Here is a 24,235-nt window from a genome sequence, read left to right on the forward strand (position 1 = left end):
CCGATCTTGTGCCGCCTCGTCGGTGACAGCGCCGGGCAGCACCTGGTGCAGCAGCGCCATCATGGCGGTTTGGATGCGTGTCAACGCTTCAGGCGTGTGGCCTTCAAAGCGCAGCACCAGCACCGGCGTGGTGTTGGAGGCACGAATCAGGCCGAAACCGTCGGGCCAATCGACCCGCAGGCCATCGATGGTGTTCAGGGTGGCTGGTGCGGGGAAGTTCACCGAGGCAACCAGTTGCGCCACCAGTGTTTGCGGCTGGCCCTCAGCGCATTTCACGTTGAGTTCTGGCGTGGAAAAACTGGTGGGCAAAGCATTCAGCACCGTGTTGGCATCTGGTGATTGGCTCAAGATTTCCAGCAGGCGACAACCCGCATAGGTGCCGTCGTCAAAGCCAAACCAGCGCTCTTTAAAGAAGATGTGGCCACTCATCTCGCCACCCAGCGGCGAGTTGACCTCTTTCATCTTGGCCTTGATCAGCGAATGCCCAGTTTTGAACATCATGGGCACACCGCCTGCCGCTTCAATGGCCGGGGCCAGGCGCTGCGAGCATTTCACGTCAAAAATGATGGTGCCACCAGGCGCACGTTTCAAGACATCCTGGGCAAACAGCATCATCTGGCGGTCCGGGTAAATGGTGTTGCCGTCTTTGGTGACTAGCCCCAAGCGGTCGCCGTCGCCGTCAAACGCCAGGCCCAGTTCGGCGTCGCTGCTCTTGAGCGCGGCCATCACATCACGCAGGTTTTCAGGCTTGCTTGGGTCAGGATGGTGGTTGGGAAAGTTGCCATCGACCTCGCTGAACAATTCTGTGACCTCGCAACCAATCGCACGCAATATGCCGGGCGCAGATGCGCCGGCGATGCCGTTACCGCTGTCCACGACGATCTTCAATGGGCGCGCTAATTTGATGTCGCCAATGATGCGCGCGGTGTACGCGACCAGCACGTCCACCGTGCGAATCTGGCCACCGGCGCGCAGCTCCCAGGTTTCATCTTCCATCATGCGGCGCAGGTTTTGGATCTCATCGCCGTAAATGGCGCGCCCGGCCAGCACCATCTTGAAACCGTTGTAGTCTTTGGGGTTGTGGCTGCCGGTGACTTGGATGCCACTGGCGCACAGTGTGTTGGCGGCAAAGTAAAGCATGGGCGTGGTGGCGAGACCGATGTCGATCACCTCAACACCGGCTGCCATCAGGCCACGCATCAGGGCAGCGCTCAAGTCCGGGCCACTCAGGCGACCATCACGGCCCACTGCTACGGCTGTTTGCCCCTCACGTAGCGCCACGGTGCCAAAGGCGCGGCCCAAGGCTTCGGCCACCGATGCATCAATGGTGCTGGGCACCACGCCGCGAATGTCGTAGGCTTTGAAAATAGTGGCTGTGAGTTGCATTGTGGGGTTCCCTGGCTGAGTCTGTTGCATGTTTTTTCGCCCTGAATTGTAGGGGCCAGGCACGGCTAAGACATCGGCCATGGCAGCTGCTAGCGGCAGTCATCGGCTGGTAGCGATGCGCTCTTGGCTGGATGTCCACATGCCGCGCGCTTATGATCGTTCACATGAACAGAGCGCCATCGGTTGCATCACAAGTGTCTCATCGACACTTCTTATTTGATAGCTTCTAACGCAATAATTTAAAGGGCTAGAGGCCTAAAACACCATGAAACTTCCTGCACACACACAAATCACCAGTATGGCCAGCCCCTTGGGGCGCATCACCATGGCTGCGGCTGACCAAAGCCTGGTCGGCGTCTGGTTTGAGGGCCAAGCTCACTTACCCGATCTGTCTGGCTTTGCGCAAGCGCCCACGCACCCGGTACTGCAGCAGGCCGCCGCGCAACTGACGCAGTACTTTGCCGGGGAGCGCACCAGCTTCGAGCTACCGCTGGACCTGAGCACCGGCACCGCGTTTCAGCAAAGCGTTTGGCAGGCGCTGCTGGCCATTGCACCGGGGCAAACCTGCAGCTACCAGACGTTGAGCGCGCTCATTGGCAACCCAGCTGCCGTGCGTGCCGTGGGTGGCGCCGTGGGTCGCAACCCCTTGAGCATCATCGTGCCCTGTCACCGCGTGGTCGGGGCCAAAGGCGCCCTGACCGGCTACGCCGGCGGGCTTGAGCGCAAAGCCGCACTGCTGCAGCTTGAAGGCGCACGTTGAAGTCCCCACACCCTGCGAGTCCCTGGCTGGCTGAGTTTGTAGCACTGGCCGCCATTTGGGGTGCGTCATTTTTATTTACCCGACTAGGCGCCACCGAGTTTGGCGCACTGCCCACCGCAGGCATACGTGTGACCATCGCCGCGCTGTTTTTGCTGCCTTTGCTGTTGCTGCGCGGGCAGGTGCCGGCCTTGCGCGCGCACTGGAAAAAGATCTTTTTCCTGGGGCTGTTGAACTCAGGCATTCCGTTTGCGCTGTACGCCTATGCGCTGCTGTCGATCAGCACCGGGCTGTCTTCGCTACTCAACGCCACTGTGCCGCTGTTTGGGGCCTTGGTGGCCTGGTTCTGGCTGAAGGACCGGCCACACGGCATGAAAATCATCGGGCTCTTGATCGGTTTTGTCGGCGTCGCCATGCTGGCATCAGGCAAAGCCAGCTTCAAGCCCAATGCCTCCGGCTTGGTCACGGGCTGGGCCGTGCTGGCGTGTTTGGGCGCCTGCCTGTGTTACGGTTTGGCGGCCAGTTTTACCAAACGTTATTTGAGCGGCGTGCCCTCGCTTGTGGTGGCTACCGGCAGCCAACTGGGTGCCACGTTGGGTTTGGCATTGCCAACACTGCTGTTTTGGCCGGCCACCATGCCCAGCGTCAACGCCTGGCTAGCGCTGCTGGTGGTGGGGGTGCTTTGCACGGGCGTGGCCTACGTGCTGTATTTCAGGCTGATTGACAAGGTCGGGGCGGCAGGTTCACTCACCGTGACATTTTTAATACCAGTGTTTGCCGTGATCTACGGCGTGGTGTTTCTGGGCGAATCCGTGACCGCCTGGATGCTGATCTGTGGCGCGGTAATTTTGTGCGGCACGGCCTTGTCGATGGGATTGTTCAAAGCGCGTGCCTGAGGCCTTGTCAGGCCGTTGGCACAAAAAACGCGACACCGTCAAACGTCCAGCCGGGCTCAATCATCAGTGGCGAGTAAAAGAGCCGCCAGCCGTCACCATTGGCCTGAACAATGTGGTGCTGGTAAATGGCCGCACTGCCTGCCACCGCGCTGGCGAAGGCGTGAAAAGCAATACCATCAGGTGTCCAGCCCAAGCCCAGGTTGGCGTTGAGGTTGTAAATGTACCTGTCACCATCACCGTTGGCCTGAGTTGCCTTGTATCGGTACACCGGAACCGTGTTGGCAATGGGTGCGGCGTAAGCCCGAAACGCCAATCCGTCAAGCACCGCCCCGGCTGGCGCGTCAGCCCCAACCGTGTAGAAATAACGCGAGCCGTCGCCGCTGACCTGCACGTTATGCCACTTGCGCACATCGGCACTCTCAAAATACGGCGCGCTGAGGCGGGTGACCACGTTGCGGGTGATGCGGCTGAACGGTGTGGCAATTTGCCCATCCAGCTCAGGCTGCAAGGCGCGCACCCAGTCGATCGTGCCACCATTGAAGATCGCACCGGCCGCCCCGCCGCGCGAGTGGATGCTGATGGCTGCATAGCCTGACTTTTCGCCAGGGCCACCCATGGCAAGGGACTTGGCATCCCAGGTGCTGGCATCGGCCAGCGCCAGCACCCGCAGCGTGGCGGGTGTGCCGTCCGCAGCAGTGGGGTAGGCGCGACCGTCGAGGCCGGTGCGAAAGTCCAGCGCATCCACTTCATAGCCGCAATAGGCACCGCCAAAATTTGCACCGGTAAGCAGGCCGGCACCCTCAAATGCCCAATGTTCGCCGCGCTGAACCACGTAGGGCGTGTCCGGACGGGCTAGTGACCCGGCCCAAGCAGCACCCAGATTCCAGCCCAGCCCGATGCTGCTGTTCTCAGGGTCTGGCGGTACCAAGCTGATCCAGTTGGTGGTTTTATAGGCCTCGCGCGTGTCCGGGTCGGTACTTCGTGATTTGTAGCAAACCAGTGTGCGATTGGCCGTGCCGCCAGAATTGGCCTCAAAGCGCACCTGCCACCAGCAGGTATTGCCGCTGAAAATTGCCGCATTACCGCCCGCACCCACAAAGATGTCAAATCGGCTACGCATATTGCGTGACCAGTATTCGTCGTGTCCCGCCGTCAGGAACAACTTATACCCATTGAGTGAAGCAGAGTCTTGATGCAAGTCCACACTGGTGCAGAAGTCGGCGGCAATGCCGTTTTTGGCCAGCCAGCGCACCAAGGGGGCTTGCCAGGGGTCAAAGGCAAAACTCAGCGGGTCGGCGTTGGGCCGGTCAAACGACACTTTGGTGGCAGGCACGCCACCCGTGGAGTTGTAGGCGTACATGCTTTTGCCACCGTAGTTGTTGTAAGCCTGCATGGTGGTGACTGGCACCTGAACCAGTACCTTGACACCGGCCGTAGGCGTTTTCGGGCGAACCACGAAAGGCACACAACACAAACGGTTGCCAGAACCAATGGCAGCGTAATAAATGCCACTGGGCCAGTTGGCAGGCACGCTCAGGGTGTAAGCCGTCGGCCAACCACAACCCGCCGCAGAGGCATTGGATGGCACCGAGCAGTTGTACAGGCTGACGTTTGTGGTCAGCAAAGTCTGGTCGGCCAGACCAACGCGAGCCACAGCCAATACAAATTTCTTACTGAGCAAGCTCAGACTCTGGCCCTGCGGGTCCCGCGCATAAAAAGTGATTTTCCCGCCCTGCTTGACCGACGTGGCCGAGGCATAACCTTCCAGGTTTGTACTGGCCGCCCAAGCCGAGTCCATCAGCCAAGATGTGGTGCTGGCCATGCCCGCCGCTTGAACAAAGCGACGCCGGGTCAAGTGTTTTGAAGCCATGGTGAATACCTCCCTTATTGAAAATGCAAACAACCACGTCGACGCTTCACTTGGCTACATCCTAAACAGATGTCAAGCGAGATACCGTTGAGCTACAAGAAATGGGAGTTGGCTCAGACGAGCCAACAGCAATTTGCTACCAAACCGCGCCATTGTCAGAAAAATGTCGATAGTTCAATTGATTCTTCTTGAGTTTGTGAGCTATTTACCATCGCATGGCAATTTTTCAAAAATTAAGGCGCAGTTGAGCCTCTTCTTTTGTCGCCCGATCTCAGCTTTAGAGCAACACTGCGTCGAACAAATTTTGACCAACTGCAAAATTTGTAGGCATAAAAAAAGCCCTACTTTTAAGGTAGGGCTTTTTCGTAAGTCATTGAAACCAATGACTAATTTGGCGGAGCGGACGGGACTCGAACCCGCGACCCCCGGCGTGACAGGCCGGTATTCTAACCAACTGAACTACCACTCCTGGTAGCTAACGTTTACTCTTTCGAGTCAAGTCATTTGTCCTTGCGGACAAACCGTTACCGACTTGCGCCACTTTACTTTTCAGTAAACTGGCGACCCCACGGGGATTCGAACCCCGGTACCTACCGTGAAAGGGTAGTGTCCTAGGCCTCTAGACGATGGGGTCATAACCTTTGGACTTCCGTCTCTTGAAAACAATGGTGGAGGTAAGCAGGATCGAACTGCTGACCTCTTGCATGCCATGCAAGCGCTCTCCCAGCTGAGCTATACCCCCTCAATAACACCACTTTGTTTAGAAGCAGTGTTTGTTTCCAAGCCTCAAATTATAGTGTGAATTTCAGGCTGTTTCTAATCTGCTGATAACTTTTTCGCGATCGAACAATTCAAGCATCGCATCCAGGGACGGTGTATGGGCATTTCCGGCCACCAGCACACGCACGGGCATGGCCAAATGTGGCATTTTCAGACTGCAAGCCTTCAGCACTTCCTTGATCTCGGTCGCGATGCTGGCTTTGTCCCAGGCGCAGGTGCCCAATCGATCTGCCAGCATGGTCAACGCGGGTTTGATGGCATCGGTCACATGCTGGGCGAGATCCGCTGCAGCGGGTTGCACATCCGCATAAAACACTGCCGCCCATTCGGCCAGCACCACAGTGGTGTCGCAACGGTCTTTGAACAGCGCACAAATGCGTGGCAGACGCTCATCTGCCGCAAGGCCCCGTTTTAGCAATTGCGCTTCCACAAGTGGCACCAACACCTCATCGGCGGTGATTTTGATGTGTTGGGCATTGACCCAGCGTAGCTTGGCTTCGTCAAACTGCGCAGCACTTTTACCCAAATGATCCAGGTTGAACCACTCAACAAACTGCGCCCGGCTGAAAATCTCGTCATCGCCATGGCTCCAGCCCAGACGCGCCAGGTAATTCACCATGGCATCGGGCAGATAACCTTCTTCGCGGTACTGTGTCACCGGTTTGGCGCCGTTGCGCTTGCTCATTTTTTCGCCCTGCTCGTTGAGCACGGTGGGCAAATGGGCATACACCGGGGGCTCTTTGCCCAAGGCTTTGAAGATGTTGATTTGGCGTGGCGTGTTGTTGACATGGTCGTCACCGCGAATCACATGGGTGATGGCCATGTCAATGTCGTCCACCACCACACAGAAGTTGTACGTGGGCGTGCCATCAGGGCGTGCAATCACCAAGTCATCGAGTTCGTCGTTGCTGATCTCAATGCGACCTTTCACCTTGTCTTCCCACACGACCGAGCCACCTTGCGGGTTCTTGAAACGCAACACCGGCTGCACACCTTCGGGAATAGCGGGCAGCACCTTGCCCGGCGCTGGTCGCCAAGTGCCGTCGTAGCGTGGTTTTTCTTTGGCCGCAGTCTGACGCTCCCGCAGGGCGTCCAACTCCGTCATGCTCATGTAGCAAGGGTAAACATGACCTGCAGTCACCAAGTCAGCCAACACCGCCTTGTAGCGGTCCATGCGCTGCATTTGGTAGAACGGGCCTTCGTCATAGTCCAGGCCCAACCAGCTCATGCCCTCGATGATCACATCGACAGCAGCCTGGGTGGAACGCTCCAGGTCGGTGTCTTCAATGCGCAAAATGAAGTCGCCGCCAGTAGACCGGGCAAACGCCCACGGGTACAAGGCGGATCGAATGTTGCCGAGGTGGATAAAGCCAGTGGGTGAAGGCGCGAAACGGGTACGGGTTTTTTGTGTCATGGGTCAGCTCAGTGTGTTCAGGCCGCGCAACAGGTCAGCCTTGATGTCGTCAAGATGCTCCAGGCCCACGGCGATGCGGATCAGGCCCTGGCCAATGCCTGCGGCTTGCCGCTGGTCTTCAGTCATGCGGCCGTGGGACGTGGTGGCAGGATGCGCAATGGTGGTTTTGGTGTCCCCCAAATTGGTTGTCACCGAGCACACCAGTGTGCTGTCAATCACATGGAACGCCCGCTTGCGGCCTTGTGCAGCATCCGATGCATGTACATCAAACGACACCACGGCCCCGCCCAAGCCACTTTGCTGGCGCATGGCCAAGTCGTGCTGCGGGTGCGATGCCAAACCTGGGTAATAGACATGCGCCACATTGGGCTGCGTCTGCAGCCAGGTGGCCAGGGCCAGCGCGCTGTCGCACTGGGCGCGCATGCGAATGGCCAAGGTTTCCATGCCTTTGGTGACCACCCAGGCGTTGAACGGCGACAGCACCACACCCACCGTGCGGTTGATCGGCCAAAACACATCATTGACGTATTTCTGGCTGCAACAAATGGCGCCTGCCACCACCCTGCCCTGACCGTCAAGGTACTTGGTGCCGGAATGAATCACAAAGTCCGCACCATATTCAACCGGGCGTTGCAGGGCGGGTGTGCAAAAGCAGTTGTCGACTGCCAGCAGCGCACCCCCTGAGTGCGCCACCTCGGCCAGTGCAGCAATGTCACAAATATCTGTCAAGGGATTGGTCGGCGTTTCGGCAAACAACAGCTTGGTATTGGGCTTGACGGCCGCGCGCCATTGCGCCACATCAATTTGCGACACAAAAGTGGTTTCCACACCGAACTTGGCAAACTCGACCGCAAACAGCCGCAAGGTCGAGCCAAACACAGACTGCGAACACACCACGTGGTCACCCGCGCGCAACAAACCCATGCCCAACAACAAAATAGCAGCCATACCACTGGAGGTAGCGATCGCCGCCTCGGTGCCCTCAAGCGCCGCCAGCCGCTGCTCCATGGCAGTCACGGTGGGGTTGCCGACGCGGGTGTAGGTGTAGCCGTCTTCCTCATTGGCAAAACGCTTGCGCGCGGTTTCTGCGTCGGGCTGGACAAAACTGCTGGTCAGGTAAAGCGCCTCTGAGTTTTCGCCATACTGGCTGCGCTCGATGCCCGTGCGCACCGCCAAGGTGTCGCGATGCAAGTTGTCAGGGAGTTTCTTTGCCGTCATGGTTAGTCTTCGTGATTAGGCAAGGCCAGGCGGGACGTTTCCTCCTGGCTTTCATCGCCGCCGACGCGGCTGGCATTGAGGCGAACAATGTCTTCCAGCGTGATGTCGCCAGTGACGTAGATGCCGTCAAAACAGGAGGCATCAAAGTTCTTGATCGTGGGGTTGAGTGAGCCAATGGCTTTCTTCATGCCATCCACATCCTGATAAATCAGCGCATCGCAGCCAATAATCTCGCGAATCTCTTCCACGGTGCGGTTGTGAGCCACCAACTCTTGCGGGTTAGGCATGTCAATGCCATACACATTGGGGTAACGCACCGGCGGTGCTGCGCTGGCCATATAGACCTTGCGGGCACCAGCGTCGCGGGCCATTTGCACAATTTCTTTGGACGTGGTCCCGCGTACGATGGAGTCGTCCACCAGCAACACGTTGCGGCCTTTGAACTCACTGGCGATCACGTTGAGCTTTTGGCGCACTGATTTTTTACGCACCGATTGCCCAGGCATGATGAAGGTGCGACCCACGTAACGGTTTTTCACAAAACCTTCGCGGTAAGGCAAACCCAGCAATTGCGCCAGCTGCGCCGCGCTTGGGCGGCTGGACTCAGGGATTGGGATCACCACGTCAATCTCATTGGGCGGCACGGTCGAAATCACGCGCTTGGCCAGGGACTCACCCAGGTTCAGGCGCGCCTGGTACACCGAGATGCCGTCCATCACCGAATCAGGCCGGGCCAGGTAAACAAATTCAAAAATACACGGGTTGTGCACCGGGTTCGCAGCACATTGCTGGCTGTGAATATTGCCCTTGAGGTCAATGAACACGGCTTCACCGGGCTCGACATTGCGCTCAAACTGGTGCGACGTGCCTTCCAGCGCCACCGATTCGCTGGCCAGCATCCAGGTGTCGCCACTGCGCCCCATGCACAGCGGGCGAATGCCGAATGGGTCACGAAATGCCAGCACACCATGGCCGGCAATCAGCGCGATCACGGCATAAGACCCCTTGACGCGCAGATGCACCTTGCGAACTGCTTCAAACACATCACGTGGCCGTAGCGGCATGCCGCGCGTGGTCGCTTCAATCTCATGTGCCAGCACGTTGAGCAGCACCTCGGAGTCGCTCTCAGTGTTGATGTGGCGGTGATCGGTGCTGAACAACTCGGCCTTGAGGGCATGCGCGTTGGTCAGATTGCCGTTGTGCACCAGCACAATGCCAAAGGGTGCGTTGACATAGAAAGGCTGTGCTTCTTCTTCACTGAATGCATTGCCGGCTGTGGGATAACGCACTTGCCCCAAGCCACAGTTTCCTGGAAGTGAGCGCATGTTACGGGTCCGAAACACATCACGCACCATGCCTTTGGCTTTGTGCATGAAGAATTTACGCTCCTGCTGGGTGACGATGCCCGCAGCGTCTTGGCCGCGGTGCTGCAGGAGCAACAAAGCGTCATACAGGAGCTGATTTACCGGGGCGTTGCTGACAACACCAACAATTCCACACATAGTTTTCCAATCTTTTTCAACGACTAATTCAATGCCAATATCAACAACTAATTCAGGTTGGCAAAAACTTTTCCAGGTGGCCAGGCAACGCCGGTTTCAAGCCCTTCAGCACCACAACTGCCACCCCGGCCCCTACCGACGCTTGCCAGGCTGGGTTTGATTTCATTGGCGTCAGGTCCACCAGCACAGTAGCTAACAGCAGCAGCAGCACACCCCGAACAGACCCGAACACAGCACCCAGCGCCCGGTCCACCGGGCGCAAGCCCACGGCCGTGGTGAGCTTTTTAACCACCACTGCGACTAGGCTACCCAGCACAACAACCATCAAAAACACCAGCACAAACCCTGCGGCATATCGCATCATGTCGCTGGAACCACCCATTGGCAAATACTGCGCGGCATCCAGCGCCAACCACTGCGCCAGCACGAATGCGGCCACCCAACTGAGCAAGGACAAAACTTCAAACACCAAACCACGCCAAGCCCCCAACAGCATGGACGCCAACAGCACGGCTGCAAAAATCCAGTCCAGCGCGGGCATGCTCACCGTCTTAAAGCGTCAGCAGCGCGGCTGGCAAGTTCAGCTTTTTGATCTTTTCAGAAGCTTTTTCAGCCTCGGCCCGGGCGGCAAATGGCCCCACTCGCACGCGAATTCGCTTGCCGTCCTTGGTCTCAGCCACATTGGTGTAAGTTTTCAGGCCGGCCCGCTCCAGCTTCAGGCGAACCTCATGCGCGCGCGTCGCGTCGGCAAACGCCCCAACCTGGACGACAAAACGCCCCACTGCCGCAGCAGGTGAATCCACCGTCTTGCCATCCAGCAAAGACTGTGCTTTGACAGCCTCCAGCGGCTTGGCAGCCACAACAGGGGCGGCCGGACTGGCAGGTTTTGGCACCTCTTTTGCTTCACTTTTTATAGCTTCAACTGCTTTTTCAACGGGAGCTTGAGGCTTGTTCTTTTCAGGGGCCTCGGTGATTACGCCAGGCTCATCAGCGAGCACACGGGATTTGGCTGGATTGCCCACAGCATTGGGCGACACCTCTGCTGGCGCAGCGACTGGGGCCGCTGGGGCTGTTGATTCTGGCGTTGACTGCGAAGGTGTGGCATTCGGAAAGGCAAGTGGCACTACCTTGTTGCGGTCAGGTATGTCAATGGGCATGTCGACGGCAATCGGGCGCGGTTGCTTGTCAAAAAGCAACGGAAAGCCAATCACCCCCAACAGCACCAACACACTAGCCCCTACCAAACGGTGTTTGGCGCGCTGGCGCAGGGCATCAATGCTCTGTGGCGCAGGGGGCGCACTGGCGGGCTCGTCGGCAGCTTTGCGAAACTTGAAGAAAGGCATGCTGGATCAGTTGATAGAAATCAGTCGAAGGAAACCAGGAAATATCAGGCGGCAGGCAGATGTTTGGCCTGTAGGCGGGGCACCCCGTCTCTGACCACGCCGCCTACGGTGTAGAACGACCCAAAGACAACGATTCTATCAGCGGGGTCTGCGCCAGCGAGGGCCGCCTGCAGTGCCGATTCGGGATCTGGGTGGGTGCTGGCACTGGCATCTTTGCGGGTGTTTTGGGCTTGCCAAGCCTGCATCAGATCCGCGGAACTGGCGGCGCGGGCGGTCGGCAAATCTGTGAAATACCACTTGTCAACCAAGGGGTTGAGGCGCTTTAAAAGGGCCGCTACGTCCTTGTCGGCCATGGCACCAAACACCGCGTGTGTGGTGGGGAAATACCCCATGGCGTCCAGATTGAGGGCCAGCGCGGCAGCCGCGTGCGGGTTGTGCGCCACATCCAGCACCAGCGTCGGTTGGCCCGGCACAATTTGAAAACGCCCTGGCAGTTCGGCAAACACCAGTCCATTGCGCACCGCTTGCGCGGTAACCGGCAAGCGCTCGCGCAGCGCGGTGAGCGCCGCCAGTACACCGCCGGCATTGACCAGCTGATTGGCCCCACGCAAGGCCGGATACGCCAAGCCGCTGTAACGCCTGCCGCGCCCGGCCCAGTTCCACTGCTGCTTGTCACCCGACACGTTGAAGTCTTGCCCAACGCGCCACAAATCTGCACCAACTTCCAGCGCCCGGTCGAGCACGCTTTGCGGCGGCAGCGGGTCGCTCACCACCACTGGTTTGCCGGTGCGCATGATGCCGGCCTTCTCGTAGCCAATGGCCTCCCGGGTTTCGCCCAGCAGCGCCACATGGTCCAGGTCAATGCTTGTGATGATGGCGCAGTCGGGCTCGATGATGTTCACAGCATCCAGGCGCCCCCCCAAGCCGACTTCAAGAATCACCACGTCAAGCGTCTGGTGACGCATCACGTCCAGAATGGCAAGCGTGGTGAACTCAAAGTAGGTGAGCGAGATATTTTGATCATTTTGGCTTCTAGCCCTTTCCACATCTGCGAGAGCAGCTACCAAATAGGAAGCATTCACCGGGTCGCCATTGAGCCGTAGGCGCTCTTCAAAATGCACCAGATGTGGCGAGGTGTAAACCCCGGTGCGGTAGCCCGCCTGCATCAGAATGGATTCAAGCATGGCACAGGTGGAGCCTTTGCCATTGGTGCCGGCCACGGTGATGACCGGGCAAGAAAAACGAATGCCCATGCGCTCGGCCACGGTGCGCACGCGGTCCAGGCCGAGGTCAATGGTGACGGGGTGGAGTTGCTCGCAGTGGGCGAGCCAGTCTTGAAGGGTTTGAGGCGTTGATGTCATACGGCCTGAATTGTCTCCCAGTGCAGGGTAAACCCGGCGCCAGCGGGACAATTTTGACCGCAATGGCATGATGGCGGGCATGAATACCCCCATCCTCACCGTTTACGGCATCCCCAATTGCGACACCGTTAAAAAAGCCCACAGCTGGCTGACCACGCAAGGCGTCGCCTATATTTTTCATGATTTCAAAAAACAAGGCGTACCTGCTGCGTTGCTGCCGCAGTGGCTGGCGGCAGTTGGTTGGCAGACATTGGTGAACCGCAAAGGCACCACCTGGCGCAAGCTCGATGAGGCCACCCGTCTGGCAGTGGTAGATGACGCATCAGCCACCGCCCTGATGCTGGCGAACCCCAGTGTCATCAAGCGACCGGTGGTGGTGTGGGGTGATGGCAGCATCAGCGTTGGCTTTGATGTTGATGTATTTAAGGCGCACCTTTGAGCAAAACCAAGCGCCCCTAAAATCCAAAGCTTTCATCGCCCGGAAATACCAGCATCATGACCACCACCCACATTGACGGCGTGTCCGTTACCACCCAAGCCAGCGTTTACTTTGACGGCAAGTGCGTCAGCCATGGCATCACATTTGCCGACGGCACCAAAAAATCAGTCGGTGTGGTGCTGCCCGCCACCTTGACCTTCAATACCGGTGCGCCAGAAATCATGGAATGTGTGGCGGGTAGTTGCGACTACAAACTGGCCGGCACCGAGGCCTGGCTGACTTCCAAACCGGGTGACACGTTCAGCATTCCAGGCGATTCCAGCTTTGACATTCGCGTCACCGAGCCGTACCACTACATCTGCCACTTCGGCTAATTTTTGGATGACGGGCTAAAAAGTGCCCCAGCGTCGTTGCGCCGCCTTGCCGTACAAGGACGTACTGTCTGCGGCGGCGCGCCTAGCTGGGACAATTTTTAGCCCGTCCGAGACATTTGTGAATATTATTTTTTATAGTTACTCACGCTTATTCCATAAGGGCTAGAGGCCAAAATCATGTCAAATACCATTCTTCAAAACATTCCCGTCGACCAAAAGGTCGGCATCGCTTTCTCGGGCGGGCTTGACACCAGCGCGGCCCTGCACTGGATGAAACTCAAAGGCGCCCTGCCCTACGCCTACACCGCCAACCTGGGCCAGCCTGACGAGTCGGATTACGACGAGATCCCACGCAAGGCGATGGAGTATGGCGCTGAAAAGGCCCGGTTGATCGACTGCCGCCAACAGCTCGCCGCCGAAGGTATTGCCGCGCTGCAAGCAGGCGCCTTTCACATCACCACCGCGGGTGCCACCTACTTCAACACCACGCCGCTGGGCCGCGCTGTGACCGGCACCATGCTGGTGAGCGCCATGAAGCAAGACGATGTGAACATCTGGGGCGATGGTTCCACCTTCAAGGGCAACGACATCGAGCGCTTCTACCGCTACGGGCTGCTGACCAACCCAGCACTCAAAATCTACAAGCCCTGGCTGGACCAGCAATTCATCGACGAACTCGGTGGCCGCGCCGAGATGTCTGCGTTCATGACTGCGCACGGTTTTGGCTACAAGATGAGCGCTGAAAAGGCGTACTCCACCGACAGCAACATGCTGGGCGCCACGCACGAAGCCAAAGACCTGGAGTTTTTAAGCAGCGGCATGAAGATCGTCAACCCCATCATGGGCGTGCCGTTCTGGAAAGAAGACTGCGTGGTGAAGGCTGAAGAAGTCTCGGTGCGCTTTGAAGAAGGCCGCCCGGTGGCCCTGAACGGCGTTGAATACCCTGATTTGGTCAGCCTGATTCTGGAAGCCAACCGCATTGGTGGCCGCCACGGCTTGGGCATGAGTGACCAGATCGAAAACCGCATCATTGAAGCCAAGAGCCGCGGTATTTACGAAGCCCCTGGCTTGGCGTTGTTGTTCATTGCCTACGAGCGTTTGGTGACCGGCATCCACAACGAAGACACCATTGAGCAGTACCGCGACAACGGCCGCAAACTGGGCCGCCTGCTGTACCAGGGCCGCTGGTTCGACAGTCAGGCCATCATGCTGCGGGAAACCGCCCAGCGCTGGGTGGCCCGCGCTGTGACCGGCACGGTATCCATTGAGCTGCGCCGCGGCAACGACTACTCGCTGCTCAACACCGAGTCCCCCAACCTGACCTACGCGCCCGAGCGCCTGAGCATGGAAAAGGTGGAAGACGCGCCGTTTTCACCTCTGGACCGCATTGGCCAGCTGACCATGCGCAACCTGGACATCACCGACACGCGTGCCAAGCTGAGCATTTATGCCAAAGCGGGCTTGCTGTCGCTGGGATCTGATGGCGACTTCTTGAGCTTGAAAAACGACGAGCCTAAATAAGCGGCACCAAAGCAGGGGCACAGGCAGACCAAGCCTGTGCCTTTTTTTATGTGCGCACCAGGTATTGCTGCGCAATCGGCTTCAAGGCTGATGCGGTGATGCCCAGCGAGGCCAGGCCCGGCAGCTTGCCCGAGGCCACGTTGTCAATCTTCATTGAATCCAGGTTGTCGACACTCATCAAGGGTTGACCGGGGGCCAGGCCTATCAGCGTGGCCTGGAGCCGCCCGGCCCAGGTGGGCAATGCAATCACCGGCCGACCCAGACCGCCTGCGACGCCACTGATTTGCGCGGCAAGCTGCACAATTTCTTTCAGCGTGTAGACATCGGGCCCAGCCAATTCAATGATGCGCGGCGAAGCCTGTCCATTGGCCCCTTTGAGACAAGCCACCACGGCACTCGCCACATCCTGCACCCACACCGGCTGAAAGCGCGTGGCGGCACCTGCCAAAGGCATCAGCGGGAAGACTTTCTGCAACTTGGCAAACAGGTTCAAAAACTTGTCACCTTCGCCAAAAATCACGCTGGGCCGAAGGATGCTCAAATCAAAACCCTTGTGCGCCGCAGCGCCAGCACCACCGCCCGCTGCAGCTTGCAGCAATACTGCCTCGCCCTCGCCTTTGGAGCGCAAGTACATGGACGGCGACTTTTCAGGCTGCAAAGAATCCGCACCCAGCGCGCTGATGTGCACCACCTGGGCCACGCCGCCAGCCAGGCAGGCCCGTGCAATTTTTTTCGGTAACGCCACATGCACGTGTTCAAAAGCGGCTTGGTCGCCATGAAGAATGGCCACCAAGTTGACGAGTGCGTCATGCCCCGCCACAGCGCCCGCCAGGGCCGCTTCGTCATGCAGGTCCAGCTCCAGCACCGTCAGACTCGGCAAATGCATGATGTTCGTGGCATTGGACCTGCGCCGCGTCGGCACCGTCACCTGCCAGCCCTCACGAATGAGTTTTTCACACACACGGGCGCCAACGAAGCCGGTACCACCTAACACAATGATTTTTTTCATGGCGGCAATGATGCGTCAAAACTTGGGGAAATCGCTGCCGTGGGGTCAAATAACGACGGGTTCGGCTTCCAGCATGATGCCAAAGCGCTCGTACACGCTGGTTTGAATGGCGCGGGCCAGGGTCATGACCTCGCCACCCGTGGCGCCATCACTGCCACTGACCGAACCACGATTGACCAGCACCAAGGCCTGTTTTTCGTACACACCCGCCTGCCCGACCGACTTGCCGCGCCAACCGCATGAATCAATCAGCCAACCTGCCGCCAGCTTGACCGAGCCGTCGGCCAACACGTAATGCACCACCTTGGGGTCGCGAGCAATGATGTCGGCACACTGCTCACGGGTGACGCTGGGGTTTTTGAAGAAACTGCCGGCGTTGCCAATCAGGTCGGGGTTGGGCAACTTGGCACGCCGAATGTCACAGACCCAATCAAAGATCTGCTGCGCTGAGGGCTGAGTGCAGTCGTGCTCAGCCATTTTTTTCTCGATGTCCGCATAGCCTAATACCGGTTTCCAGTGTTTCGGCAATGCAAATCGCACACGCAAAATCAGGGCCCGATCTTTCAGTCCCAGCGCCTTCTGGTCGGCATCGGTATTGGCGGAACTGCTATGCTTAAAAATGGAGTCGCGGTAACCAAAAGCACACTGCGCAGCGTTCAGGGTGAATAGTTCACCAGTGTGCAAATCGATCGCATCCAGCGAATCAAAGCGATCTTGCAGCTCCACCCCGTAGGCACCGATGTTTTGCACCGGCGACGCGCCCACCGTGCCGGGAATGAGCGCCATGTTTTCCAGACCCGGCAAACCCTGCGCCAAGGTCCAGGCGACAAATTCATGCCAGTTTTCACCAGCACCGGCTTCCACAATCAAAGCTTTGGCGGTTTCGCCAGCCAGCCTGCGGCCCATCACCTCGACCTTCAGGACCAAGGCCTTCACGTCACCAGTGAGCACCACATTGCTTCCGCCACCCAGCACAAATTTGGGCATTTGAGCCCAGGGTGCCTCGGCCAACAGGGCGCGCACATCAGACGCATCGACGATACGCGCCAACGCCTGCGCTTTGGCCACGATGTGGAAGGAATTGAAAGGCTGAAGGGGAACGTTTTTCTCGACTAACATGGTGGAATTGTCGAACATTTTGTGAGTACTTCTATGCCCTCTTTTGATACCGTTTGCGAAGCCAGCATGGTTGACGTGAAACACGCCATTGAAAACACCACCAAGGAAATCACCACCCGCTTTGACTTCAAGGGCACGCCTGCAGCCATTGAACTCAAGGACAAGGAAATCACCATGATTGGCGACGCTGACTTTCAGCTCAGCCAGATCGAGGACATCTTGCGCAACAAGCTCACCAAGCGCAATGTGGACGTGCGTTTTCTGGACAAGGACGATGTACAAAAAATCGGGGGTGACAAGGTCAAGCAAGTCATCAAGATCCGTGACGGCATTGAGACCGAGTTGGCCAAAAAAATCCAGCGCATCATCAAAGACAGCAAGATCAAGGTGCAAGCCGCCATTCAAGACGGCAAATTGCGCGTGACAGGCAAGGACCGTGACGACCTGCAAGCTGCCATGGCGCTGATGCGCAAAGAAGTCACTGACATTCCGCTGAGCTTTGACAACTTTCGCGATTAAGCAACCACGCTTCCCGGTTGCTGCACGCCATGCGACTGATCGTCAAATCCGAAGACGAATACGAAGACCTGCTGGGCCAATGGTCAGATCTGGAATCCAGCTTGGGCGTGATTTTGGCTCACCCAACCAGCGCCCAGGAGTTTGAAGCGCGTATCTACCAATATGACCGCTGGATGCAAGACCTGATCCAGCGCGACGCCGATGTGGCGCTGTACCTGCTGTTTCAGTTGGCCGCGCAGTCACCCGTGGGCTACAGCGCGTCGCACGCGCTGGTGTGCGCCGTGTTATGCCACTTGGTGGCCCCTGAATTTGAGTTGACCCTGCATGAGCGCAATAGCCTGGTGCGCGCCGCGTTCACCATGAACATTGCCATGACAGCGCTGCAAGACCAGCTGGCCACGCAGCGTAGCAAGCCCAGCCAAGAGCAGCAAACAGCAATCAAGGCGCACACGGCCATGGGGGCCTTGATGTTGGGCAACCTGGGCATTGCCAATGAGCTGTGGCTGGAAACGATCCAACTGCACCACCAGGAAGCGTCGCAGCAAGCCGAACTGGAAACGCTGACACCACCGCAGCGCCTGGGCATGATTCTGCAAGTGGTTGACCGCTATGCGGCCATGATCAGCCCGCGCCAATCCCGCGAAGGCCGCAGCGCTGTTGAGTCTGCCAAAAACATCATTCACAGCAGCGCTGACCACGACAACCCCGTGGGCCAGGCACTGGTGCGCATTGTGGGCCTGTGCCCGCCCGGCACCTTTGTGCAACTTGACGATGACAAGGTGGCTGTGGTCATGCGCCGCAGCGACCAGCCCAACCTGCCTGACGTTGCCATTGTGCTCAACGCCCATGGCGACCAAGTGAAACCACCCACCTTGCACCACACGGCCGAAGGAAGGCCTGGCATCAAAGGCGCGCTGCCCGCCTCGGCCATGCAAGAGCGCATCAACCACCATGTGATCTTGCAATTGGGCATGCAGGCTGCTTGAGTTGGTTTGCTATTTTATAAATAGCAATAGGTTCTTATAGAATAAGGACTAGACGCTTAATTTATGAAAATTTAGCTCGCAATCCATTCAAAATAAGCCAACCCCTTCATGCCTGATACCTCCGCGCTCGTTTCACAAGCCCTGGCGTTAGCCACCCAAAGCCTGCTGCTAACGTCCCCCAACCCACGTGTGGGTTGCGTCATCGTCAGCGCAGATGGGCAAGTGCTCGGCCGTGGTAACACGCAACGCGTCGGCGGTCCGCACGCTGAAATCAAGGCGCTGCGCGATGCCGCAGAAAAAAACCACTCGGTGGTGAATGCCACCGCTTATGTCACCCTCGAACCCTGCGCCCACCATGGCCGCACGGGGCCGTGCTGTGACGCGTTGATCACTGCCGGCATCAAGAAAGTGGTAGCCACAAACACCGACCCAAATCCGCTGGTGGCTGGCCAGGGCTTTGCGCGCTTGCGCGCTGCAGGCGTCGCTGTTGAACTGCTCCAAGCCGATGACCCGCTCGCCAGCGCGGCACGCGAACTCAACATTGGCTTCTTCAGCCGCATGGTCCGCAAAAAGCCTTGGGTGCGCATGAAGATGGCCGCGTCGCTGGATGGTCAAACGGCGCTGCAAAACGGTGTCAGCCAATGGATCACCTCAGAGGCCGCCCGCACCGACGGTCACGCTTGGCGCGCCAGGGCCTGTGCCGTGCTTTCCGGTATTGGCACGGTGCTGGCCGACAACCCAAAGCTTGACGTGCGGCTGGTCAACACGCCGCGTCAACCCCACGTCGTCGTTATAGACAGCCGCCTGGAAACACCGCTGGATGCTGCTTTTTTTATAGCTGGTCGCGCTTGCTACATCTATGCTGCAGTGCCAAATGATGTAAAAAAATTGGCGCTTGAGGCACGCGGTGCCACGGTGATTTACCTGCCCGGCAAGACACCTGGCACAGAGGGCAAGGTCGACCTCAACGCCGTGTTGTTGGACCTGGGCAAGCGCGAAATCAACGAACTGCACGTGGAAGCCGGCCACAAACTCAATGGCTCTTTCATTCGTGAACGCCTGGTCGACGAGTTTCTGGTTTACCTTGCACCCAAACTGCTGGGGCTTGGCCAGGGCATGGCCAACTTTGGCCCACTCACCACGCTCGATGAGGCGGTGAACCTTGACTTTCAAAGCGTCGAGCGCGTCGGTGCTGACCTGCGCGTGCTGGCCAGAGAACCGGGGCGTGACAGGTTTTAAGTAGCCGCCCGCCATCGCACGTGACTTAACCTGCGAAAATACCCGGATGTTTACAGGAATCATCACCGGCATCGGCCGCATCACCGCCATTGAGCCCCTGGGCCAAACGGCCACCCATGGCAAACGACTCACCATTGCGTGCCCACCCGATTATTTGAATGACGCGGGGTTAGGCGACAGCATTGCGCTCAACGGCGCATGCATGACCGTCACCACACTTGATGTCGCGCGACACCAGTTCACGGTGGACATCTCGGCCGAGTCGCTCAGCAAAACCGCCGGTTTGGCGGCCATCGGCCCGATCAACCTTGAAAAAGCCTTGCGCGCCCATGACCGTTTGGGTGGCCACATCGTCTCGGGCCACGTTGACGGCGTTGGCACCGTCACCCACTTCGCCCAGATCAGCGAAAGCTGGGAACTGAGGGTGCAGGCCCCCAAAGAATTGGCCAAATACCTGGCGTTCAAGGGCTCTATCACCATCAACGGCGTCAGCCTGACAGTGAACCAGGTGACAGATTTGCCCGACGGTTGTGAGGTGAGCATCAACCTGATCCCGCACACCGTGCAAAACACGGCGCTTGGCTCGCTGGCGGCAGGCTCACAGGTGAACCTGGAAATTGATTTGATCGCGCGCTATGTCGAGCGCATGCTCAACCCGGCAGCACGAGTTGAGACCGCCTGAAAACCAAAACAACACTGAACCCTTATTTTTTGAAGAACTGCCCATGACAACTCCAAGCCCCGTGGCTATTTCCCCCGTTGAAGACATCGTCGCCGACATCAAAGCAGGCCGCATGGTCATTCTGGTTGACGAAGAAGACCGCGAGAACGAGGGCGACCTTGTCATGGCCGCCGAACACGTCACCGCAGATGCCGTTAATTTCATGGCTCGTTTTGGCCGTGGCCTGATCTGCCTGACTTTGACCAAAGAGCGCTGCGAACGCCTGCAACTGCCACCCATGACAGTACGCAACGGCGACAAAAAAGGCACCGCATTCACCGTGTCGATTGAAGCCGCAGAAGGTGTCACCACCGGTATTTCGGCCGCCGACCGGGCCTGCACTGTGCTGGCGGCCGTGGCCCAAAATGCCAAAGCAGATGACCTGGTCCAGCCCGGCCACATCTTCCCGCTGCAGGCTGTAGAAGGCGGCGTGCTGATGCGAGCCGGTCACACTGAAGCCGGTTGCGACCTGGCCGCCATGGCGGGCTGCGAGCCAGCTTCCATGATTTGCGAGATCATGAAGGACGATGGCACCATGGCACGCCTGCCTGACCTGCAGCTGTTTGCCGCCGAGCACGGAATCAAGATTGGCACCATTGCTGATTTGATTCACCACCGCAGTCGCGTCGAATCTCTGGTGGAGCATGTGGGTTCACGCCCACTCAAAACCGCGTTTGGCGAGTTCACCGCGCACGCCTTCAAAGACAAGACGGCCCACGGCGTTCACTTGGCGCTGGTCAAGGGCCAATGGGACGAAAACGAGGCCGTGCTGGCACGTGTGCACGAGCCCCTGTCTGTGCTGGACGCCCTGGAAGTCGGCCGCACCATGCACTCCTGGAGCCTGGACGCCAGCCTGAAGCGTGTCGCCTCCGAAGGCAAAGGCGTGGTGGTGTTTTTGAACTGTGGCGAAAGCGGCAACCAACTGTTGGATCAGTTTGATGGCACAGCGCGCGCCAGCCACGGGCCAGAGCGTGGCCGCATGGACCTGCGCTCTTACGGCATCGGTGCTCAGATTTTGCGCGAATGTGGCGTGCGCAAAATGCACCTGATGAGCACACCCCGCCGCATGCCCAGCATGACCGGTTACGGCCTTGAAATTGCCAGCTACGTCACCGCTTAAGCACCCATACCGAACAGGAAACAAACCCATGCTGATTGCAGACCAAGGCACGCTCGATGCCACCGACAGCCGCCTGAACGGCAAAAAGCTCACCATTGGCATCGTGCAAGCCCGCTTCAATGCCGGCATCACCGACGCGCTGGCCGCTGCCTGCACGGCCGAATTGCTGGCGCTGGGTGTGCCTGAAAAACACATCACGCTGGTGCAGGTGCCCGGCGCGCTGGAGGTTCCCATGGCACTGTTGGCCATGGCAGAAAAACTGAAATATGACGCGCTGATTGCCCTGGGCTGCATCATTCGCGGCGAAACCTACCACTTTGAGCTGGTGGCCAATGAATCAGGCGCGGGTGTCAGCCGCGTCGCGCTGGATTACCAGTTGCCTATTGCCAATGCCATTCTGACCACCGAAAACATGGCACAAGCCGTGGCTCGCCAAACCGACAAGGGCCGAGATGCGGCCCGCGTGGCCGTTGAAATGGCCAATTTACTGGAAGAAATTTAATGAGCGAATCTAGCCACCCCACCCCAATCACCCGTCCGCCACGCCAGCCCCGCAAGGGATTGACCAGCACCGGTGTGCGCAAAGCGGCCAGCAAATCAGACCGATCCCGCTCGCGTGAGTTTGCAGTGCAAGCCTTGTACCAAGTGCTGGTCGGCAAAAACGAAACTGAGGCGGTGGACGCATTCACCCGCGATCTTGCGGGGTTCTCAAAGGCTGATTCGGTGCATTTTGACGCCCTGTTGCACGGCTGTGTCGAACAATCTGCAGCGCTTGACGCGCTGATCTTGCCGCTGCTTGACCGCAAATTGGCAGAAATCTCACCAGTGGAACATGCCGTGTTGTGGATTGGCACTTATGAGCTGCAGCACTGCCTGGACGTGCCATGGCGCGTGGTGCTGAACGAATGTGTCGAGCTGGCCAAGGAATTTGGCGGCACCGACGGTCACAAATATGTCAACGGTGTACTCAATGGTCTGGCTCGTCAGTTGCGCGAAGCCGAGGTGGCAGCTGACAAAGGTGCCGCACGCTGACACCAGCCATGCGAATTTCCCAACGCGCCAAGCGCATTGAGCCTTTTTACGTGATGGAAGTGGCCAAGGCAGCCAGCGCTGTGGCGGCAAAGGTGGCGCAATCCGACTCACCCATGATCTTTTTGAACATCGGTGAGCCAGACTTTACTGCGCCGCCCTTGGTGCAGGAAGCCGCTGCCAGAGCCATTCACGACGGCCTGACGCACTACACCCAGGCCACCGGTTTGCCTGAGTTACGCGAGCGCATCAGCGACTGGTACACCAGCCATTTTGGCGTCTACGTGCCAGCCAGCCGCATTGTGATCACCGCAGGTGCCTCTGCCGCGCTGCAGCTGATTTGCCTGGCCTTGATTGAGGCCGGTGACGAAGTCCTCATGCCGGACCCCAGCTACCCCTGCAACCGCCATTTTGTGTCGGCAGCTGACGGTACAGCGGTGCTGATTCCGACCACTGCAGCAGAGCGCTTTCAGCTCAGCGCCGACAAGGTGGCAGACGCATGGAATGAGAAGACACGCGGTGTGTTGCTCGCATCCCCATCCAACCCCACCGGCACGTCCATTGCGCCCGATGAGTTGCGCCGCATCCACGAGGTGGTCAGGCAGCGCGGTGGCATCACCCTGATTGACGAGATTTACTTAGGGCTTAGCCACGACGAGCAGTATGGCCACACCGCGTTGGCGCTGGACGACCAGGTCATCAGCATCAACAGCTTCAGCAAATACTTCAACATGACCGGCTGGCGTCTGGGCTGGATGGTGGTGCCTGAAAAACTCGTGCCGGTGATTGAGCGGCTGGCGCAAAACCTGTTCATTTGCCCCAGCACCATTTCCCAGTATGCGGCGCTGGCCTGTTTTGAGGCGAACAGTCTGCAAGAGTACGAACGCCGCCGGGCCGAATTCAAGGCTCGGCGTGACTACTTCATTCCGGCCCTCAACGCCCTTGGTTTGACGGTGCCAGTGATGCCCGACGGTGCTTTTTACGCTTGGGCCAATTGCGAAGGAGCCTGCGAGAAACTGGGCGTGAATGGCAGTTGGGACTTGGCCTTTGAGCTCATGAACCGTGCCCACGTGGCGGTGACACCAGGGCGTGACTTTGGCCATGCCGACACACAAGCTTTCATCCGGTTTTCTACGGCCAACTCGATGGCACAACTGCACACCGCCATTGACCGCCTGAAGGCCCTGCTGGCATGAGCGACGAGCCGCTTGCCAAAGAGACTTTTCACTGGCCAGTGCGGGTCTACTGGGAAGACACCGACGCCGGTGGCATTGTGTTTTACGCCAACTACCTGAAGTTTTTTGAGCGCTCGCGCACCGAATGGCTGCGCGCAAAAGGCATCAGCCAGCACGCGCTGCGTGAAACCACAGGCGGCATGTTTGTGGTGGGCCAGGCCGATGTGCGTTACCTGAAAAGCGCCAGACTCGATGACGAACTGATGGTTACAACTTCATTGCTTGACGCAGGACGAGCCTCCATGACAATCCATCAGCAAGCTTTTTTGACCAGCCCGGGCGGGACGGTGCTGCTGTGCGAAGCCACCATTCGCGCCGGTTGGGTCAACGCTGAAACGCTCAAACCGGGCAGAATCCCGGCGCAAATTCTTCAAGCACTGACCTGAACACCCTGCAC

At 58.4% G+C, this 24,235-nt stretch carries 24 protein-coding genes and 3 tRNA genes; 14 read left to right on the forward strand and 13 right to left on the reverse strand.

Translation table 11 applies throughout. From position 1 onward, the window contains the following. Positions 1-1,386: phosphomannomutase/phosphoglucomutase (locus tag PHQ58_RS14790; protein ID WP_300112208.1), on the reverse strand; the 1,386-nt coding region annotated here is incomplete at its 3' end. Positions 1,387-1,651: 265 nt separating this feature from the next. On the opposite strand from PHQ58_RS14790, the gene PHQ58_RS14795 reads away from it, so the two are divergent. Continuing rightward, positions 1,652-2,146, forward strand: coding sequence for a methylated-DNA--[protein]-cysteine S-methyltransferase (locus PHQ58_RS14795; protein WP_300112209.1), 495 nt, complete (start codon positions 1,652-1,654; stop codon positions 2,144-2,146). Next, positions 2,143-3,039: a DMT family transporter gene (locus tag PHQ58_RS14800; protein WP_300112210.1), complete on the forward strand. Its 897-nt coding sequence runs from the start codon at positions 2,143-2,145 to the stop codon at positions 3,037-3,039. The genes PHQ58_RS14795 and PHQ58_RS14800 overlap by 4 nt, the downstream gene beginning before the upstream one ends. A gap of 7 nt (positions 3,040-3,046) precedes the next feature. Here PHQ58_RS14800 and PHQ58_RS14805 read toward each other — a convergent pair whose 3' ends face one another. The 10 genes from PHQ58_RS14805 to folC all read right to left on the reverse strand — a co-directional run bounded on the left by PHQ58_RS14805 (position 3,047) and on the right by folC (position 12,527). Further along, positions 3,047-4,909: a N,N-dimethylformamidase beta subunit family domain-containing protein gene (locus PHQ58_RS14805; RefSeq protein ID WP_300112211.1), complete on the reverse strand. Its 1,863-nt coding sequence runs from the start codon at positions 4,907-4,909 to the stop codon at positions 3,047-3,049. Positions 4,910-5,301: 392 nt separating this feature from the next. Then, positions 5,302-5,378, reverse strand: a tRNA-Asp gene (locus tag PHQ58_RS14810). Positions 5,379-5,467: 89 nt separating this feature from the next. Next, a tRNA-Glu gene (locus tag PHQ58_RS14815) sits at positions 5,468-5,543 on the reverse strand. 32 nt (positions 5,544-5,575) lie between these two features. Beyond that, positions 5,576-5,651, reverse strand: a tRNA-Ala gene (locus PHQ58_RS14820). Between the two features lie 63 nt (positions 5,652-5,714). Beyond that, entirely contained in the window at positions 5,715-7,103 is a 1,389-nt protein-coding gene (gene gltX / locus PHQ58_RS14825) for a glutamate--tRNA ligase (protein ID WP_300112212.1), read from the reverse strand. Between the two features lie 3 nt (positions 7,104-7,106). Next, positions 7,107-8,321, reverse strand: coding sequence for an O-succinylhomoserine sulfhydrylase (locus PHQ58_RS14830; protein ID WP_300112213.1), 1,215 nt, complete (start codon positions 8,319-8,321; stop codon positions 7,107-7,109). A 2-nt stretch (positions 8,322-8,323) separates the two neighbouring features. Next, positions 8,324-9,823: an amidophosphoribosyltransferase gene (gene purF, locus PHQ58_RS14835; RefSeq protein ID WP_300112214.1), complete on the reverse strand. Its 1,500-nt coding sequence runs from the start codon at positions 9,821-9,823 to the stop codon at positions 8,324-8,326. Between the two features lie 52 nt (positions 9,824-9,875). Further along, a complete protein-coding gene (locus PHQ58_RS14840) occupies positions 9,876-10,364 on the reverse strand; it encodes a CvpA family protein (RefSeq protein ID WP_300112215.1) in 489 nt (162 codons plus the stop codon). A gap of 10 nt (positions 10,365-10,374) precedes the next feature. Beyond that, positions 10,375-11,166 (reverse strand): SPOR domain-containing protein, encoded by a 792-nt coding sequence (locus PHQ58_RS14845; protein ID WP_300112216.1) that lies wholly within the window; start codon positions 11,164-11,166, stop codon positions 10,375-10,377. 44 nt (positions 11,167-11,210) lie between these two features. Continuing rightward, positions 11,211-12,527 (reverse strand): bifunctional tetrahydrofolate synthase/dihydrofolate synthase, encoded by a 1,317-nt coding sequence (gene folC, locus PHQ58_RS14850; RefSeq protein WP_300112217.1) that lies wholly within the window; start codon positions 12,525-12,527, stop codon positions 11,211-11,213. Between the two features lie 79 nt (positions 12,528-12,606). Between folC and PHQ58_RS14855 the strand changes: the two genes are divergently transcribed. From PHQ58_RS14855 to argG, 3 genes are all read left to right on the forward strand, one after another. Then, the gene (locus PHQ58_RS14855) at positions 12,607-12,966 is read left to right on the forward strand and encodes an ArsC family reductase (RefSeq protein WP_300112218.1); all 360 of its coding nucleotides are present in this window, start codon (positions 12,607-12,609) and stop codon (positions 12,964-12,966) included. Between the two features lie 56 nt (positions 12,967-13,022). Next, the gene (locus PHQ58_RS14860; protein WP_300112219.1) at positions 13,023-13,340 is read left to right on the forward strand and encodes a pyrimidine/purine nucleoside phosphorylase; all 318 of its coding nucleotides are present in this window, start codon (positions 13,023-13,025) and stop codon (positions 13,338-13,340) included. 177 nt (positions 13,341-13,517) lie between these two features. Then, positions 13,518-14,861: an argininosuccinate synthase gene (gene argG, locus PHQ58_RS14865; protein ID WP_300112220.1), complete on the forward strand. Its 1,344-nt coding sequence runs from the start codon at positions 13,518-13,520 to the stop codon at positions 14,859-14,861. Positions 14,862-14,907: 46 nt separating this feature from the next. Here the strand turns inward: argG and PHQ58_RS14870 are convergent, their stop codons facing one another. Next, positions 14,908-15,870 carry a complex I NDUFA9 subunit family protein gene (locus tag PHQ58_RS14870; RefSeq protein ID WP_300112221.1) on the reverse strand — a complete coding sequence of 321 codons (963 nt, stop codon included), beginning with the start codon at positions 15,868-15,870 and terminating at the stop codon, positions 14,908-14,910. 45 nt (positions 15,871-15,915) lie between these two features. Next, positions 15,916-16,989 carry a UDP-N-acetylmuramate dehydrogenase gene (murB, locus tag PHQ58_RS14875; protein ID WP_300112323.1) on the reverse strand — a complete coding sequence of 358 codons (1,074 nt, stop codon included), beginning with the start codon at positions 16,987-16,989 and terminating at the stop codon, positions 15,916-15,918. 33 nt (positions 16,990-17,022) lie between these two features. On the opposite strand from murB, the gene PHQ58_RS14880 reads away from it, so the two are divergent. The 9 genes from PHQ58_RS14880 (at position 17,023) to ybgC (ending at position 24,224) form a co-directional block, all read left to right on the forward strand. Beyond that, a complete protein-coding gene (locus PHQ58_RS14880) occupies positions 17,023-17,508 on the forward strand; it encodes a YajQ family cyclic di-GMP-binding protein (protein WP_300112222.1) in 486 nt (161 codons plus the stop codon). A gap of 29 nt (positions 17,509-17,537) precedes the next feature. Then, positions 17,538-18,494 carry a phosphodiesterase gene (locus PHQ58_RS14885; RefSeq protein WP_300112223.1) on the forward strand — a complete coding sequence of 319 codons (957 nt, stop codon included), beginning with the start codon at positions 17,538-17,540 and terminating at the stop codon, positions 18,492-18,494. A gap of 108 nt (positions 18,495-18,602) precedes the next feature. Further along, positions 18,603-19,733 carry a bifunctional diaminohydroxyphosphoribosylaminopyrimidine deaminase/5-amino-6-(5-phosphoribosylamino)uracil reductase RibD gene (ribD, locus tag PHQ58_RS14890; RefSeq protein ID WP_300112224.1) on the forward strand — a complete coding sequence of 377 codons (1,131 nt, stop codon included), beginning with the start codon at positions 18,603-18,605 and terminating at the stop codon, positions 19,731-19,733. 46 nt (positions 19,734-19,779) lie between these two features. Continuing rightward, a complete protein-coding gene (locus tag PHQ58_RS14895; RefSeq protein WP_300112225.1) occupies positions 19,780-20,415 on the forward strand; it encodes a riboflavin synthase in 636 nt (211 codons plus the stop codon). Between the two features lie 43 nt (positions 20,416-20,458). Continuing rightward, complete coding sequence (gene ribBA, locus PHQ58_RS14900) at positions 20,459-21,574, forward strand: bifunctional 3,4-dihydroxy-2-butanone-4-phosphate synthase/GTP cyclohydrolase II (RefSeq protein ID WP_300112226.1); 1,116 nt, start codon at positions 20,459-20,461, stop codon at positions 21,572-21,574. Between the two features lie 28 nt (positions 21,575-21,602). Next, positions 21,603-22,076 carry a 6,7-dimethyl-8-ribityllumazine synthase gene (ribH, locus tag PHQ58_RS14905; protein ID WP_300112228.1) on the forward strand — a complete coding sequence of 158 codons (474 nt, stop codon included), beginning with the start codon at positions 21,603-21,605 and terminating at the stop codon, positions 22,074-22,076. Then, on the forward strand, positions 22,076-22,606 hold the full coding sequence (gene nusB, locus PHQ58_RS14910) for a transcription antitermination factor NusB (RefSeq protein ID WP_300112229.1): 531 nt from the start codon (positions 22,076-22,078) through the stop codon (positions 22,604-22,606). The genes ribH and nusB overlap by 1 nt, the downstream gene beginning before the upstream one ends. Before the next feature lie 8 nt (positions 22,607-22,614). Continuing rightward, the gene (locus PHQ58_RS14915; protein ID WP_300112230.1) at positions 22,615-23,799 is read left to right on the forward strand and encodes a pyridoxal phosphate-dependent aminotransferase; all 1,185 of its coding nucleotides are present in this window, start codon (positions 22,615-22,617) and stop codon (positions 23,797-23,799) included. Then, entirely contained in the window at positions 23,796-24,224 is a 429-nt protein-coding gene (ybgC, locus tag PHQ58_RS14920; protein WP_300112231.1) for a tol-pal system-associated acyl-CoA thioesterase, read from the forward strand. The genes PHQ58_RS14915 and ybgC overlap by 4 nt, the downstream gene beginning before the upstream one ends. Positions 24,225-24,235: the final 11 nt, after the last annotated feature.

The organism is Rhodoferax sp. (assembly GCF_028688795.1).
Lineage (GTDB): Bacteria > Pseudomonadota > Gammaproteobacteria > Burkholderiales > Burkholderiaceae_C > Rhodoferax.

Bases quoted from the DNA above. Each gene is read 5' to 3' on its own strand.
- murB (WP_300112323.1), bottom strand. From the start codon at position 16,989: ATGTTAGTCGAGAAAAACGTTCCCCTTCAGCCTTTCAATTCCTTCCAC.
- folC (WP_300112217.1), bottom strand. From the start codon at position 12,527: ATGACATCAACGCCTCAAACCCTTCAAGACTGGCTCGCCCACTGCGAG.
- ribBA (WP_300112226.1), top strand. From the start codon at position 20,459: ATGACAACTCCAAGCCCCGTGGCTATTTCCCCCGTTGAAGACATCGTC.
- PHQ58_RS14805 (WP_300112211.1), bottom strand. From the start codon at position 4,909: ATGGCTTCAAAACACTTGACCCGGCGTCGCTTTGTTCAAGCGGCGGGC.
- PHQ58_RS14870 (WP_300112221.1), bottom strand. From the start codon at position 15,870: ATGAAAAAAATCATTGTGTTAGGTGGTACCGGCTTCGTTGGCGCCCGT.
- gltX (WP_300112212.1), bottom strand. From the start codon at position 7,103: ATGACACAAAAAACCCGTACCCGTTTCGCGCCTTCACCCACTGGCTTT.
- PHQ58_RS14860 (WP_300112219.1), top strand. From the start codon at position 13,023: ATGACCACCACCCACATTGACGGCGTGTCCGTTACCACCCAAGCCAGC.
- PHQ58_RS14840 (WP_300112215.1), bottom strand. From the start codon at position 10,364: ATGCCCGCGCTGGACTGGATTTTTGCAGCCGTGCTGTTGGCGTCCATG.
- argG (WP_300112220.1), top strand. From the start codon at position 13,518: ATGTCAAATACCATTCTTCAAAACATTCCCGTCGACCAAAAGGTCGGC.
- ybgC (WP_300112231.1), top strand. From the start codon at position 23,796: ATGAGCGACGAGCCGCTTGCCAAAGAGACTTTTCACTGGCCAGTGCGG.
- ribD (WP_300112224.1), top strand. From the start codon at position 18,603: ATGCCTGATACCTCCGCGCTCGTTTCACAAGCCCTGGCGTTAGCCACC.
- PHQ58_RS14795 (WP_300112209.1), top strand. From the start codon at position 1,652: ATGAAACTTCCTGCACACACACAAATCACCAGTATGGCCAGCCCCTTG.
- PHQ58_RS14880 (WP_300112222.1), top strand. From the start codon at position 17,023: ATGCCCTCTTTTGATACCGTTTGCGAAGCCAGCATGGTTGACGTGAAA.
- PHQ58_RS14915 (WP_300112230.1), top strand. From the start codon at position 22,615: ATGCGAATTTCCCAACGCGCCAAGCGCATTGAGCCTTTTTACGTGATG.
- PHQ58_RS14855 (WP_300112218.1), top strand. From the start codon at position 12,607: ATGAATACCCCCATCCTCACCGTTTACGGCATCCCCAATTGCGACACC.
- PHQ58_RS14845 (WP_300112216.1), bottom strand. From the start codon at position 11,166: ATGCCTTTCTTCAAGTTTCGCAAAGCTGCCGACGAGCCCGCCAGTGCG.
- ribH (WP_300112228.1), top strand. From the start codon at position 21,603: ATGCTGATTGCAGACCAAGGCACGCTCGATGCCACCGACAGCCGCCTG.
- PHQ58_RS14830 (WP_300112213.1), bottom strand. From the start codon at position 8,321: ATGACGGCAAAGAAACTCCCTGACAACTTGCATCGCGACACCTTGGCG.
- nusB (WP_300112229.1), top strand. From the start codon at position 22,076: ATGAGCGAATCTAGCCACCCCACCCCAATCACCCGTCCGCCACGCCAG.
- PHQ58_RS14895 (WP_300112225.1), top strand. From the start codon at position 19,780: ATGTTTACAGGAATCATCACCGGCATCGGCCGCATCACCGCCATTGAG.
- purF (WP_300112214.1), bottom strand. From the start codon at position 9,823: ATGTGTGGAATTGTTGGTGTTGTCAGCAACGCCCCGGTAAATCAGCTC.
- PHQ58_RS14885 (WP_300112223.1), top strand. From the start codon at position 17,538: ATGCGACTGATCGTCAAATCCGAAGACGAATACGAAGACCTGCTGGGC.